We start from the raw sequence: 14,755 nt of genomic DNA, 5'->3' as shown, positions 1-14,755 counted from the left end.
AGGTGGAAGGGATTGACTAAAAAAATTGGAATTTTGGGCGGAACATTTGATCCACCCCATTTTGGGCATCTGTTAATTGCAAGTGAAATTCTTAATAATATGCAGTTATCAGAAGTCTGGTTTATTCCTAATCAAATTCCACCTCATAAAACAGAAAAACATTTCTCAGATAGTAGGCATAGGCTAAACATGCTCAAACTTGCTTTAAAGGATCATGATCAATTTAAAATAAATACGGTAGAATTAGAGCGTGAGGGTCCGTCATATACATATGATACAATTCACATATTGCGTGAGCAGTACCCGGAATATTCCTTTCATTTTATTATCGGTGCTGATATGATTGAATTTCTTCCTCATTGGCATAAAATCGATGAAATCATTAAGTTAGTTTCATTTATTGGTGTAAAAAGACATGGGTATAAGACGGAAACGGACTATCCAGTAAAAGAGATTAAGATCCCGATGTTTGATGTTTCTTCTACGATGCTTAGGGAGCGTTTAAATAAAAATGAAAGTACTGCTTATCTTTTACCGGAAGATGTGAAAAGATATATTGAGGGGAATCATTTATATGGAACGAGATAAAGCATTAAAAATAGTGGAAAAGCAGTTAACCGAACATAGGTACATCCATACAATTGGTGTAATGGAAACGGCTATTCATTTAGCGGAGAAATATGGTGAAAATCTCAAAAAAACAGAACTTTCAGCAATTTTTCATGATTACGCTAAATTTCGACCTAAAGATGTGATGAAACAAATAATTATTGAACAAAAGTTTTCACCCTTACTTTTAGAGTATAATAGTGAATTATGGCATGCACCAGTTGGAGCATTTCTCGTTGAAAAAGAAGTGGGGATAAGTGATGCAGACATATTAAATGCTATAAAGTTTCATACATCAGGTCGATCTCATATGTCTTTACTGGAAAAGATTATATATGTTGCAGACTATATTGAACCCGGTAGACATTTTCCAGGTGTAGAAGAAGTAAGAGAACTTGCTGAGGAAAGCTTAGATAAAGCTTTAATAAAATCATTACAAAATAGTATTATGTTTTTACTGAAGAAAAATCAAGCTGTTTATCCAGACACGATTTCAACATACAATTGGTTAGTATTAGAAGGAGGAAGAACTATTTAATGAGAGAAAGAGATATTTTAACAACAGTAGCAAAAGCAGCAGATAGCAAACGTGCAGAGGATATTATTGCACTTAATATGAAGGGGATTTCTTTAATAGCAGATTATTTCCTAATTTGCCACGGTAACTCTGATAAACAAGTTCAAGCCATTGCAAGAGAAATTAAAGAGCAGGCTGCTGAGGAAGGTATTTTTGTAAAACGTTTAGAAGGCTTTGATGAAGCTCGTTGGATATTAATTGATTTAGGAGATGTTGTTGCACATGTCTTTCATAAAGATGAAAGAGGTTATTATAACCTTGAACGTCTATGGGGTGATGCGCCAACTGAGGATTTAGTGAGTGAACTAAATCAATGATTTACCAAGGATTTGCCTATATCTATGATCAGCTCATGAAAGATGCGCCATATGATCAATGGGCAGAATTAATTCTTGAAGTTTTTTCTAAGTATCAACCGAACACTAAGAATGTTTTAGACATTGGTTGTGGCACAGGTGAAATCGCTGTTCGATTGGCAAAAAAACAATTCAATGTCACTGGTGTCGACCTAAGTGAGGATATGCTCACTGTAGCTCAGGCAAAGGCTGAGAAGAACAAAGTCAATATGTTGTTCCTACAGCAAGATATGCGTGAGCTTACAGGCTTCACAGAGCGATCTGATGCGATTACGATTTGTTGTGACTCTTTAAATTATTTAAGAACGATATCGGACGTAAAATCAACGTTAGAAGCTGTTTATAATCAATTGAATGATAATGGATTGTTTATTTTTGATGTTCATTCACTTTATAAAATTCATAATGTTTTTGCAGATGCAACATTTGCTGATCAAGACGATGATATAAGCTTTATCTGGAGTTCGTATCTTGGAGAAGAAGAAAACAGTATTGAGCACGATCTTTCTTTTTTTGTTAAGCAAGGTGAATTCTATGAGCGGTATGATGAACTGCATTACCAGCGAACATTTGATATCGAACAATACAAACAATTATTACAATCTGCTTCCTTTGAAATTGTGAAGATATGTAGTGATTTTCAATTAAATGAAGACCCTACACCAACAACTGAGCGAATCTTTTTTATTGCAAGGAAAAAATAAGGAGTTCTCCATTAAAAGGAGAACTCCTTATTTTTTGTATTGGCTCTGTTAAACTTTGTTGTTGATTTCCGTTACAGGCATTCGCTTTCCCGGGAAAAAATGCAGTTCGTTTTTTCCTAGGGAAGAATAATGAAAAATCCCAACTACCGGCTTTTTCAAAGGACCATTCTTCCTAGGTCCTGAAGCCTCCTCGTAAGCTGCGCGCCTGTGGGGTCTCCCTTTGACACGCTTCTCTAAGCAGGAGTCTCATGCCTTTCACTCCAATCAACAAAGTGTTAAAAAATCAACAATAACCTTTAACATAGCCCTTGTATTTGTAATCTTGTTAGTTCATTTTTGTAAGAAAGCTAAAAAAAATTTTGAAAAAGCAGGATTATGGTTAATTGTAGAGAATTATTTATGTGTTATTGTTTTGAATTGTACTGAAACTTCCTCAATATCTTCATAATATTTCTCATGTGTTACCTGAAATACTTTATTAAACATATCTCCGATTTCATTTTCTAACACTTTAATGCCTTTTCCTGTTACTCCACCTTTAACACATACTTTTTCCTGTAATGTTGGAAGTGTATAGATTTCTGTTTCAAGTAATTTTCCCATACCAACAATCATTTCACTTGCTAATAAAACAGCTTGATCTTTAGTGATCTCTGTTTCAGCTACTGCACTATCCACAAATTGCTGAAGTAAAAAGCTAAAAAAAGCAGGACCACAGCTAACGATATCTGATGCTACTCTTGTTACGTTATCTTCTATTTGAACTGGGTTTGAGACCTGCTCAAATATCTCTTCAATCGCACATTGTGTTTCTTTATGACATGATTTTCCATAGGTAAGTAGTGATACACCTGAGAAAGCTCTGTTCGTAATACTTGGGATTGCTCTGGCTACCTGACATTTAACAAGTGATTCAAGCTGTTCAACACTGATAGGACTAGTAATAGAGATTATACATTTGTTCGGTGTTAACAGGTCATCTAGATCCTTTAAAAGGGGGTGAATATCCAATGGCTTTACACAAATAAATACAATATCAGAACGTTTTACTACATCTTCTGCAGTTTCCATTAAGTGAAGATTTGAATATTGTTCCTTAATAGTAGCAGCCTTAGCAAGTGTTCTATTTGTCATATAAATAAAAGAAGGTTTAATAGCTCCCGACTCTATAAAGGATTCGATTAAAATTCTCCCCATATTACCTGTTCCAATAAATCCAATGTTCAATGGAAATCCCCTCCTTAATATGCAATTCTCTCATACACGATATGTTGGTTATTGACTATTTATGATTAAAAATAATCGAGATTTGAATGTGAAATGTTGGATTGTATTAGCTTGGAGCTTCTTCTTTAAAAGTCAAATTCAAAAACTAAAAACCAAGTTTACTTCTTTTTAACTATATTATTTAAGGAGATTAAATAGAATGGAATATATTAAAAATAACAAAAAATGGATTTTGGTATTGATTAGCTTATTCATAGTGGTGACTTTTGGTTATTACTTTTTTGCAGATCAATCAGAGAAAATTGAAATGATTGAAGGAGATCATGAATTGGATCGTATTTCACAAGAAGACGAGGAAACCTTTGAACTAAAAATGGAGGGGAATGAAGGTATTGATCAAGAACCAAACGTAATTATAGTAGATATAAAAGGAGCTATTTATAAACCTGGTGTTTATGAAATTGAAGCAGATGCAAGAGTTCATCAAATAATAGAAAAAGCTGGAGGGTTAAATAGTGATGCAGATGAAATTGCAGTTAACTTAGCTGCTCCTTTACAAGATGGAATGGTTCTATATATCCCTAAGAAAGGTGAAACCGAAGTAAATCCCTTCTTAAGTCAGAAAGGGGGGCTAGATAATGATCAGGAGGTACAAAAGGTAAACATTAATACAGCAACGATCGAAGAGCTTCAAACATTAACAGGAATTGGTCCAGCAAAAGCTGAAGCAATTATGACATATAGAGAAGAAAATGGATTATTTCAGTCCCCTGAGGAGCTACTAGAAGTAACAGGAATTGGCGATAAATCATATGAAAAATTAAAGGAAGAGATTTTAGTAAAATAGCTATTGATCATAAAATGGAAATTCACCCTCGAAAAATACAAAAATAATAAATTGACGAAGTATAAGCATTCTCGATAAACTTAAAAGCAGAAATATGTCGAGTGGAGGAGTTTTAAGTGAGTCGAATTTCTTGGGATCAATATTATATGACACAAAGTCATTTATTAGCTTTAAGAAGTACTTGTACAAGATTAGCTGTTGGTGCAACAATTGTAAGAGATAAACGAATCATAGCGGGAGGATATAATGGCTCAATTGCAGGTGGTGTTCATTGCTCTGATGAAGGTTGCTATGTAATTGATAACCATTGTGTTAGAACAATACATGCTGAAATGAATGCGTTACTACAGTGTGCAAAATTTGGTGTGCCAACCGAAGGTGCAGAAATATATGTCACACATTTTCCATGTCTCCAATGCTGTAAAGCTCTTATACAAAGCGGAATTAAAACAGTATATTATGCGGTTGACTATAAAAACCACCCATATGCAATTGAATTATTTTCCCAAGCTGGTGTAAAGGTAGAACACGTTAAATTAGAAAAAGAATATCCAGATCAAAATACTCAGAAAAAAAGAGAATTTGTTACTGGTTTATTAAACAAATTATCACAAGATAATATCAATCAAGATGAAATGAACTCATTACAAAATGAAGCTGACCGTCTTTTCCGCTAAAATAACAAGAGCAGTGTCTTGGTCATCTTCGTACAAAGGAAAGCAAATGATTATAACACATTGTTGCTAAATGGTCTGAAGTTTGAATACGCTAGAGCTAGATAGCAAAACCCAATAAAGTTTTTGAACCTTCTGATCTAAAAATAAGGACTGGCTTTTAAAAAGAAGCCAGCCTTTATATCTTTTTCACAATTAGATTAAAGCTTTGAATAAGAGGTGTTTACTAATAAAAGGAAATTTATTATTTTATGCAATAGCTGCCAGCTTAGCTATATTAGTAAGTCGTTTTGACTTCCATCCCCTAGCTATTATCTCTACATGCTTTTACCTCGTTTTTTTCCTTGTGAAAAATAGATTGCCACTCTTTGTGTATTGTTTATTGACGATTATCACTTATCTCGGAGTTTTTCATGTTACTGAAATTAGTAATAAAACTTCCTTACAAGGAGGTGAATATACTTCTATAGGAGAAATAATCACGATTCCTACGATAGACGGTAATTTTTTAACAGGAACAATTCAAAACCCACAAGGAGAGAAGTTAGTTTTCTCATATGTTTTAAAAACACAAAATGAAAAGCATTTATATAAAAAACTTGAATCTGGCAACAGCTGTACATTTAAAGGTGAATTACAGATTCCTAAATCACCCACAATGCCGAATGCTTTTAATTATAAACAATATTTGTATGATCATCATATTCATTGGAAGTATCAAGTGAAAGAAATTGAAAACTGTTACTCTACTAATCGTGGTGTAATGAACACACTAGTAAATTTAAGAAAATCAGGTTTAAATTTGGTTGAAAGAAACTTTTCAAAAACATCTGTTGGTATTGTGCAGGCGCTTATATTTGGTGAAAGACATTTACTTCAGGAAGATATCGAACAAGCTTACCAGGAACTTGGTATTGTTCATTTATTAGCCATATCAGGGTTACATGTTGGCCTTTTAGTAGGTGGTATCTATTTTTTACTGATCTTCTTCGGTATAACTCATGAAAAATCAAAGATTATTATGATTATTTTTTTACCAATTTACATGGTTTTGACAGGAGGAGCACCATCTGTGTTAAGAGCTTCTATGATGGTCATTATTTATTTTGTTTTACAACTTTTAAAACAAAAAGTTCCACCGTTAGATGTGATCAGTTTTACATATTTATGTTTATTATTTATAAATCCTTATTATCTATTTCAAATTGGATTTCAATTATCATTTGTTGTCAGCTTTGGTTTATTGTTGTCTTCTAGAATACTACAGTATTTCACTAGTTGGATTTTAAAATTAACAACTGTTTCTCTCATTGCACAGATTTGTGGAATTCCATTATTGCTATCAAATTTTTATGAATTTTCTCTTATCAGTTTACCGATGAATATGATCTTTGTACCTTTTTATTCTTTTATTATTTTACCCTTAGCCATCGTAGCAACTTTTACCTTATCCATTCCTTTCATAGGTCCTCTTTTTGTGTATTTGATAACATCACTACTTGAACTATCTCATCAACTTGTTCTTTTTGCTTCTACTATTCCTTTAACAATTACAACAGGCAAACCTTCACTGATCTTCTTATTTTTTTGTATAGTCCTTTTATTATTACTATTTATACGATATGAAAAAACAAAGAAAGGGAAAACGTTAATTTTACCAACAATGCTTCTTTTGCTCCTTTTTGTATGCCAAGCTCTTGGTCAAAAAATGAATTCAGTCGGTCAAGTGCTTACAGTAGATGTTGGACAAGGTGATTCGATATTTATACAGCAACCATTTAATGGAGGGACATTTTTAATTGATACTGGTGGAAAGGTTTCATTTCCAAAAGAAGAATGGGAGAAGTCTAATAGATCATATTCCATCGTCAAATCTGTTACTGTTCCTTATTTAAAATCTATTGGAGTAACAAAACTAAATGGTTTATTTTTAACTCATGGTGATTTTGATCATATAGGGGAAGTATTAACCCTGATGGACGAAATTAAAATTGAACAAATCATTATCCCTATAGGATTTGAACGAGGTGAGCTTGAGGAAAATATAATAAACAAAGCCTTTGAAAAAGGAATAAACATAAAAGAAGTCAAAAGTGGTGATCAGTTAAACTACAAAGATCTTTCATTTCATGTTGTTTCTCCAAATAAACTCACAGAAAGTAAAAATAATGATTCTCTTGTTTTATGGGCAAAAATTGGAGGTCTTAAGTGGGTGTTTACTGGTGATGCAGAAATCAATAGTGAAGAACTAATGATAAAATCATATCCATCTTTAAAAGCAGATGTAATGAAAGTTGGCCATCATGGTAGTAAAGGTTCAACTTCTGAGAAATTCCTTGATGCAATTGATCCGTCTTATGCAATCGTCTCAGCAGGTTATAACAATCGATATCAACATCCTCATAAAGAGGTAGTTGATAAGCTATTTAAAAGAAATATAAACATACTGAGAACAGATTTGGATGGTGCGGTTTTATATCGTTATAAAGGAAATAGTGGAACATTTTTGACACATCCACCATATGATGAAGTAAAATAACGAAAACGTAAAAGAGACTGCTTATAGCAAGCAGCCTCTATGTAAGAGTACACAAGATATTAAGAACCGATTAATTTAATAACAGTCGCAATGATAAAAATTGTCGCGAAGAATCCAAATGAAGCAATAAAACCTACTCCAGAATCAACAGCGTCATTACGTTTACTTTGGACGTTTTTTTCAAATTCGTTCACTGTTACCCCTCCTATATCATACTTAGTATAAGCGATTAATTTTAAAAAATCTACAGTAGGATAACACTTATTTAGCAATCAGGCTATTATTCCCAACTTTACTATATTTGATAACCGATAATTATGGTTCGATTGGCTACAATAAGATGAAATCGTAGTATCGTTTCTATTTAGGTACCTAGGACCTGAAGACGGAACGTTCACATAGATAAGAGAGAATTGACCTGTTCATGTGTCAATTCTCTTTTTCATACATACAAAATCATTTTTGAAACTTGCCAAACAACTGTTTTCATTTTACCATGAATGAAGGGCTCTAGTTAAATGTCCCTGAATTATTTTGGACAGTTCTCTAAAGCTAATGAATGAGAAGAATGATGGGAGTAAAGTAATGATCTTTAATATATGGAAAAATATAAAGAAAAAGAATTTAGCACCAGTTTATTTATTAATTGGTAAAGAGTCCTTTTTAATGCAGGAAACTGTTCAATATATAGTAGAAGCTGGAGTACTTGAAGAGGAAAAGGATTTTAATTTGTCTGTTTATGATATGGAGGAAACACCAATTGAAACAGCCATTGAAGATGCTGAAACATTGCCATTTATGGGTGAAAAAAGAGTTGTTATTGTTAAAAATCCTTTGTTTTTGACAAGTGAAAAGAAAAAGGAAAAAGTAGAACATAACATCGAAAAACTAGAACAATACATACATTCACCAGCACCTTATACAGTGCTTGTATTTATGGCTCCGTATGAAAAGTTGGACGAGCGAAAAAAAATTACCAAATTAGTAAAAAAACAAACTGAAGTAATTGAAATGAATTCTTTGTCTGATAGTGATACTAAAAACTGGATGTTGGATATAGTAGAACAAGAACAAATATCACTTGAAAAAGACGCAATGGAAGAGTTAATTATGCTTACAGCAGGGGATTTAATGATGATTCATCAAGAGTTAGGAAAGCTAAGTACATATGTAGGGGCAGAAGGGGTCATTACATCTGAAACAGTTAGGTTATTAGTTGCTAGAACGTTAGAACAGAACATTTTTGATTTAATTGAACATGTTATTCATAAACGAAGTAAAGATGCATTACAAATTTTCTATGATTTGTTAAAAAATAATGAAGAGCCAATTAAAATTCTCTCTTTATTAGTAACTCAATTCAGATTAATTTTACATGTAAAAGAATTATCTAACATAGGATACGGACAGCAGCAAATAGCTAATACGGTAAAAGTGCATCCATTTAGAGTGAAATTAGCTTTACAGCAAGCAAGATTGTTTTCAACAGATGAATTAGCTCATCTTTTAATGGAGCTTGCAGAAGCAGATTACGAAATGAAAACTGGTAAAAAAGATAAACAGCTTTTATTAGAGCTATTTTTATTAAAGCTATTTGATGAAAAGTCATTAACATAAGCTGGATTCTGGAAGGTTTATGATTGATTGTTGAAAAGCTATATAAAAAAATTAATTTTATATCTATAGAAAAATAAAAAACGATCCTAAGTGGGATCGTTTTTTTTGTATAAGAATGAAAACAATGTTTGTCCTTCTTATAATTACGCAGTTAATCCGTTAACACTTTTAGCTAAACGTGATTTGTAACGAGCAGCAGTGTTTTTATGAACTAATCCACTTTGTGCAGCTTTATCAATTCGTTTGTTAGCTTCAACAAGTGCAGCTTTTGCGTTATCAGCATCGTTAGTTAAAACTAATGCATCTACTTTTTTAATAGCAGTACGCATAGCAGATTTGATTGTTGAGTTATGTGCATTACGCTCATTGCTAGTTTTTACGCGTTTGATTGCAGATTTAATATTTGGCATATATTTCACCTCCTAAGAAGTAAATCGAGATCTATTTTACTCGATCATTACCTTTACATGAACAAAAGATATTCTATCAAACAGACATGTATATTGCAATACTAATGTAAAGGAAATTACATTGAAACAGGTATTTTTTACGTATTTTTATTTTTAATGTTCTACTTATCTCGTTAAAGATCCAAAAGATTGCGGTTTCAAGTCTTAATTCCATTAAACATGGGAATGTTTCCTAGCAGATATGGCAAACATATGACAAGGAACTAATTGGGAGGTATTTTTATGGGAAAGTCTTTAGATTTAAGTTCATATTCAGTAAGAACGGATTTGGCTGTTGAAGCAAGAGCAATGGCACTTGAACAACAAATAACTGCGAGTGGAACAGAAGCAGTTGATCAAAGTCATATTTCTGGAGTTGTTATAAAAGAATGGGATGAAGAGGGAATTAGTATCTCTTCAATTGATATTGATGATGAAGGTGCAAATGTTGTTGGGAAAAAACCAGGAAAATATTTAACCCTCGAAGTACAAGGAATTAGACAAAAAGATACAGAGTTGCAGGAAAAAGTAATTGAGGTATTTTCAAAGCAATTTAATCATTTCTTATCAAATCTGGGCATTTCTAAAGATGCAAGCTGCTTAGTAGTTGGACTTGGGAATTGGAATGTTACACCTGATGCACTAGGTCCTTTAGCTGTTGAAAATTTACTAATAACAAGACATCTATTCAAACTACAGCCGGAAAATGTTCAAGAGGGTTTTAGACCTGTCAGCGCTTTAGCTCCTGGTGTTATGGGAATAACAGGTATTGAAACGAGTGATATTATTTCTGGAGTTATTGAACAATCTAAGCCAGATTTTGTTATAGCAATTGATGCGCTAGCAGCTCGTTCAATAGAGCGAGTAAATACAACTATTCAAATATCAGATACTGGTATTCATCCAGGATCTGGAGTCGGTAATAAGCGAAAAGCATTAAGTAAGGAAACATATGGAATTCCTGTAATTGCTATTGGCATACCTACTGTTGTTGATGCTGTATCCATTACAAGTGATACGATCGACTTTATTCTAAAACACTTTGGTCGAGAAATGAGTGAAGGAGATAGACCTTCAAAATCATTAACTCCAGCCGGATTGAGCTTTGGTGAACGTAGAGTTTTGACTGATGAAGATTTACCTAGCGAAGAGCATCGCCAACAATTTTTAGGTATTGTTGGGGGTCTTGAGGATGAAGAAAAAAGAAAATTAATTCATGAAGTTTTATCACCATTAGGACATAACTTAATGGTTACTCCTAAAGAAGTTGATACATTTATTGATGATATGGCTAATGTCATTGCTAGTGGTTTGAATGCAGCTCTTCATCAACAGGTAGATCAAGATAATTCAGGAGCTTATACTCATTAAATCAATGTTCTACTTCCTTATGCTTAGTCATACAATTTAGTAGACAAGCATAAGGAGGATTACTGTAATGAAGCGAGCTCATACTAGTCGAAATAATATGGTCGTAACACTAAATGGGACAAGCATTAAAAAAGGGTTCATTGTTAGCTTCATCTTACTATTTATGACGTTTTTGCTATCGGGAATATTAACATCCTTGAAACCAGAATATAGATTAACATCATCGTCAATAAATGATTTAACAACTAATATTGATGGAGAATCGTTTTTGCAGCTTTTAGGTGCAGAAAACCGATATTTTGCATCAGCATTACCTGAGCAGACAGAGCCTATAAAACTTTCGTCTCTAATTTTTACAGTTGCGACAAGCATTAATCCAGATGATCCAAGAAGTCTTCTGGGTCGTGAGCTTCCTGGCTTTTCATTATTTGATAGTGAAATTGTTGTTGCAGGAGATGGAACAAATTATACGAATATGCCATATGAATCACCACCACCAACTGAGGTTCTTGAACAAGAAAGAGAAGCTTCGATCAATAAAAATGATGTAGTCAATGAGACAAATGATGAACCAAAAGCACCACCAGCACTAACAACAGGTGATAAGAAGGTTGTTTATATTTATAACACACATAATACAGAGTCATATCTGCCTTTATTAGAAGGTGAGAAAGATCCAAATCGAGCCATACATTCGAAGGCAAATGTCACATTAGTTAGTGAGCTATTAGGAAAAGCTCTACAAGATCAAGGGATAGGTTCACAAGTCGAGGAAACAGATGTACAAGCCAACCTGAAGCAAAAAGGCTGGAATTACGCAAAATCGTACACTGCTTCTAGACCTGTTGTACAAGAAGCAATGGCTAGTAATCAGGAATTAAAGTATCTCATTGATATTCATCGTGACTCGCAAAGAAAAGATATCACAACAATTAAAATCGGCGATAAAACCTACGCGAAAATTGCTTTTGTTATTGGTGGCGATAACCCAACAGCTGAAAAGAATGAGAAAATCGCGAAAGAGCTTCATGCTTTACTAGAGAAAAAGTATCCTGGATTAAGTAGAGGGATATTTGAACAAGCTGGTAAAGGAGTTAACGGAGTTTACAATCAAGATTTATCGAGTAACGCTCTTCTGTTAGAGTTTGGTGGAGTTGATAATAATTTAGATGAACTGAAAAATTCAGTAGCAGCTATATCTGATGTGTTTAGTGAATTTTATTGGCAAGCTGAGAAAGTGAATACACAAACATCTGAGGAAAAAAAGTAAGAACATTGTGAGGGAAGCAAAATGATAAAATTTATGCTCAAAAGTTTTATACTTTGCTCGGTGCTTCTTTTTGGAGTGTTAATTGGCATGCAGCAAGCTAATCAAGGTATGATAAAGATGAAGGGATATAATGACCCAGATTTTCAAGGAGCATTTCAAGTTGATAGTGAAAAAACTGGAGAGTTTGATGCTTCAATCCTTGGTAATGAAGTGACAAGTCAAGATCTACAACAAAAACAAGAGCAACTGGAACAAATTGAAGCATTTAATTTTTTCTCTCATATTGGAAAGCAGTTTGCTAATATCGTAAGTCATGGGATATCGACTTTGGTCGATTTATTTGCACAATGGATTAATGGATTTTTAGAATGATACAATAATGCTGATAGGGGGTTAGATTGATAACCTATTCTATCAGCTTTTTTGTTTATAGAAGAACAATGTATACAGTCTATTGGGATATTTTCCTCAAAGAATCGAAACACTTTTTCTAAGACATAAAGAAGACATTAGCAAAAGGTTTACAGAAGATAGTACGCTGTATTTATCTAACTCACATTGTGTACTTATTTTTTATCCATTGAATCTTGCTAGGCCTATTGATATAATGAGAAATAGTGTATTCGTAAGCTATGTAGGAGTGAAGAAATAATATGAATAAAGACGAAAAGTTAATAAGGCAGTCGAGAATCCGTAATTTTTCGATTATTGCCCATATTGATCACGGAAAATCGACTTTAGCAGATCGTATTTTAGAAAAAACATCTGCTTTAACTCAACGTGAGATGAAAAACCAATTATTGGACTCTATGGATTTAGAGAGAGAACGCGGAATTACGATCAAATTAAATGCTGTTCAGTTAAAATATAGAGCAAAAGATGGAGAAGACTATACTTTCCACTTAATAGATACACCAGGACATGTTGATTTTACCTATGAAGTTTCACGTAGTTTAGCTGCTTGTGAAGGTGCGGTGTTGGTTGTTGATGCTGCTCAAGGTATTGAAGCTCAAACTCTTGCTAATGTGTATTTAGCTCTAGATAACGAATTAGAAATTTTACCTGTTATTAATAAAATTGATTTGCCTAGTGCTGAACCTGAGCGTGTGCGAACAGAAATTGAAGATGTTATTGGCTTAGATGCTTCTGAAGCTGTTTTAGCATCTGCAAAAGCTGGTATTGGTATTGAAGAAATACTTGAACAAGTGGTAGAAAAAGTTCCTGCACCAGAAGGAGATCCAGAAGGGCCATTAAAAGCACTTATTTTTGACTCTTTATATGATGCATATAGAGGTGTAGTTGCGTACATCAGAGTTGTTGAAGGAACTGTAAAGGTTGGACAAAAAATTAAAATGATGGCAACGGGTAAAGAATTTGAAGTAACAGAATTAGGTGTCTTCACACCTAAACCCGTCCAACTAAAAGAATTAAATGTTGGTGATGTTGGATTTTTAAGTGCAGCCATTAAAAATGTTGGAGATACCCGTGTTGGTGATACAATTACGAGTGCTAAAAATGGTGCTACAGAAGCGCTACCTGGTTATCGTAAACTAAATCCAATGGTTTTCTGTGGTTTATATCCAATTGATACATCAAAATACAATGACTTACGTGAAGCATTGGAAAAGCTTGAGTTAAATGATTCGTCTCTTCAATTTGAACCTGAGACATCTCAAGCATTAGGATTTGGTTTCCGTTGTGGTTTCTTAGGATTGCTACACATGGAAATCATACAAGAGCGTATTGAACGTGAATTTAAAATTGACTTAATCACTACTGCTCCAAGTGTAATATATGATGTTCATCTAACTGATGGCGAATCACTGCGTATTGATAATCCTTCTAATATGCCTGATCCACAAAAAATTGATCGTATTGAAGAGCCTTATGTAAAAGCTTCAATTATGGTTCCGAATGATTATGTTGGTTCAGTAATGGAGTTATGTCAAAAGAAGCGTGGAAATTTCATTGATATGCAATATTTGGATGACATTCGTGTCAATATTAATTATGAAATTCCTTTATCAGAAATTGTTTATGATTTCTTTGATCAATTAAAGTCCAGTACTAAAGGATATGCATCATTTGATTATGAATTGATCGGATATAAAACATCTACATTAGTGAAAATGGATATTCTTTTAAATGCAGAGAAAATTGATGCATTATCATTCATTGTGCATCGTGATTCAGCATATGACAGAGGTAAAATCATTGTTGAAAAATTAAAAGAATTAATACCTCGTCAGCAATTTGAGGTACCGATTCAAGCGACAATCGGACAAAAAGTAGTTGCTAGATCTACAATTAAAGCTATGCGTAAGAACGTACTTGCAAAATGTTATGGTGGAGATATTTCACGTAAACGTAAATTACTTGAGAAACAAAAAGAAGGTAAAAAACGAATGAAGATGGTTGGATCTGTAGAAGTGCCACAGGAAGCGTTTATGGCAGTACTTCGTATGGATGAAAGCTGATTTCTTAATTTGTACTACACAACATGATATAATTTGCA

General features: G+C 33.4%; 15 protein-coding genes. 12 read left to right on the top strand and 3 right to left on the bottom strand.

Annotated elements, in window-relative coordinates:
• Positions 1–12: 12 nt before the first annotated feature.
• Genes FS935_RS13225 through FS935_RS13210 form a run of 4 tightly spaced genes read left to right on the top strand, consistent with a single transcriptional unit; the run spans position 13 to position 2,246 of the window.
• Positions 13–588, top strand: coding sequence for a nicotinate-nucleotide adenylyltransferase (locus FS935_RS13225; RefSeq protein WP_146949090.1), 576 nt, complete (start codon positions 13–15; stop codon positions 586–588).
• Positions 575–1,147: a bis(5'-nucleosyl)-tetraphosphatase (symmetrical) YqeK gene (gene yqeK, locus FS935_RS13220; RefSeq protein WP_146949089.1), complete on the top strand. Its 573-nt coding sequence runs from the start codon at positions 575–577 to the stop codon at positions 1,145–1,147. Before FS935_RS13225 ends, yqeK begins: the two co-directional genes overlap by 14 nt.
• Positions 1,147–1,503 carry a ribosome silencing factor gene (gene rsfS, locus FS935_RS13215; protein ID WP_146949088.1) on the top strand — a complete coding sequence of 119 codons (357 nt, stop codon included), beginning with the start codon at positions 1,147–1,149 and terminating at the stop codon, positions 1,501–1,503. The genes yqeK and rsfS overlap by 1 nt, the downstream gene beginning before the upstream one ends.
• On the top strand, positions 1,500–2,246 hold the full coding sequence (locus FS935_RS13210) for a class I SAM-dependent DNA methyltransferase (protein WP_146949087.1): 747 nt from the start codon (positions 1,500–1,502) through the stop codon (positions 2,244–2,246). Before rsfS ends, FS935_RS13210 begins: the two co-directional genes overlap by 4 nt.
• A 393-nt stretch (positions 2,247–2,639) precedes the next feature.
• On the opposite strand, the gene comER is transcribed toward FS935_RS13210, so the two are convergent.
• Positions 2,640–3,473, bottom strand: a complete 834-nt coding sequence (gene comER, locus FS935_RS13205) for a late competence protein ComER (protein WP_146949086.1) — start codon at positions 3,471–3,473, stop codon at positions 2,640–2,642.
• 199 nt (positions 3,474–3,672) lie between these two features.
• Here comER and FS935_RS13200 point away from each other — a divergent pair, with 199 nt between their 5' ends.
• The 3 genes from FS935_RS13200 to FS935_RS13190 all read left to right on the top strand — a co-directional run bounded on the left by FS935_RS13200 (position 3,673) and on the right by FS935_RS13190 (position 7,533).
• Entirely contained in the window at positions 3,673–4,320 is a 648-nt protein-coding gene (locus FS935_RS13200) for a helix-hairpin-helix domain-containing protein (RefSeq protein ID WP_146949085.1), read from the top strand.
• Positions 4,321–4,436: 116 nt separating this feature from the next.
• Positions 4,437–4,997: a ComE operon protein 2 gene (locus tag FS935_RS13195; RefSeq protein WP_146949084.1), complete on the top strand. Its 561-nt coding sequence runs from the start codon at positions 4,437–4,439 to the stop codon at positions 4,995–4,997.
• A gap of 205 nt (positions 4,998–5,202) precedes the next feature.
• Entirely contained in the window at positions 5,203–7,533 is a 2,331-nt protein-coding gene (locus FS935_RS13190; RefSeq protein WP_275669614.1) for a DNA internalization-related competence protein ComEC/Rec2, read from the top strand.
• A gap of 59 nt (positions 7,534–7,592) precedes the next feature.
• Here the strand turns inward: FS935_RS13190 and FS935_RS13185 are convergent, their stop codons facing one another.
• Entirely contained in the window at positions 7,593–7,727 is a 135-nt protein-coding gene (locus tag FS935_RS13185) for a YqzM family protein (protein WP_146949082.1), read from the bottom strand.
• Positions 7,728–8,118: 391 nt separating this feature from the next.
• On the opposite strand from FS935_RS13185, the gene holA reads away from it, so the two are divergent.
• Positions 8,119–9,150, top strand: a complete 1,032-nt coding sequence (gene holA / locus FS935_RS13180) for a DNA polymerase III subunit delta (RefSeq protein ID WP_146949081.1) — start codon at positions 8,119–8,121, stop codon at positions 9,148–9,150.
• Positions 9,151–9,293: 143 nt separating this feature from the next.
• Here the strand turns inward: holA and rpsT are convergent, their stop codons facing one another.
• Positions 9,294–9,560, bottom strand: a complete 267-nt coding sequence (gene rpsT, locus FS935_RS13175) for a 30S ribosomal protein S20 (protein ID WP_146949080.1) — start codon at positions 9,558–9,560, stop codon at positions 9,294–9,296.
• 282 nt (positions 9,561–9,842) lie between these two features.
• Here rpsT and gpr point away from each other — a divergent pair, with 282 nt between their 5' ends.
• The 4 genes from gpr (at position 9,843) to lepA (ending at position 14,717) form a co-directional block, all read left to right on the top strand.
• Positions 9,843–10,970 carry a GPR endopeptidase gene (gene gpr / locus FS935_RS13170; RefSeq protein WP_146949079.1) on the top strand — a complete coding sequence of 376 codons (1,128 nt, stop codon included), beginning with the start codon at positions 9,843–9,845 and terminating at the stop codon, positions 10,968–10,970.
• A 67-nt stretch (positions 10,971–11,037) separates the two neighbouring features.
• A complete protein-coding gene (gene spoIIP, locus FS935_RS13165; RefSeq protein ID WP_146949078.1) occupies positions 11,038–12,240 on the top strand; it encodes a stage II sporulation protein P in 1,203 nt (400 codons plus the stop codon).
• Positions 12,241–12,261: 21 nt separating this feature from the next.
• Positions 12,262–12,612: a YqxA family protein gene (locus FS935_RS13160; protein WP_146949077.1), complete on the top strand. Its 351-nt coding sequence runs from the start codon at positions 12,262–12,264 to the stop codon at positions 12,610–12,612.
• A 281-nt stretch (positions 12,613–12,893) separates the two neighbouring features.
• Positions 12,894–14,717: a translation elongation factor 4 gene (lepA, locus tag FS935_RS13155; protein WP_146949076.1), complete on the top strand. Its 1,824-nt coding sequence runs from the start codon at positions 12,894–12,896 to the stop codon at positions 14,715–14,717.
• The last annotated feature ends 38 nt before the right edge of the window (positions 14,718–14,755 follow it).

The sequence above is a fragment of the Metabacillus litoralis genome (assembly GCF_007994985.1).
Taxonomy (GTDB): domain Bacteria; phylum Bacillota; class Bacilli; order Bacillales; family Bacillaceae; genus Metabacillus; species Metabacillus litoralis.
Note: the sequence above shows the minus strand (reverse complement) of the source record. Positions and strands in the feature narration are given on the sequence as shown.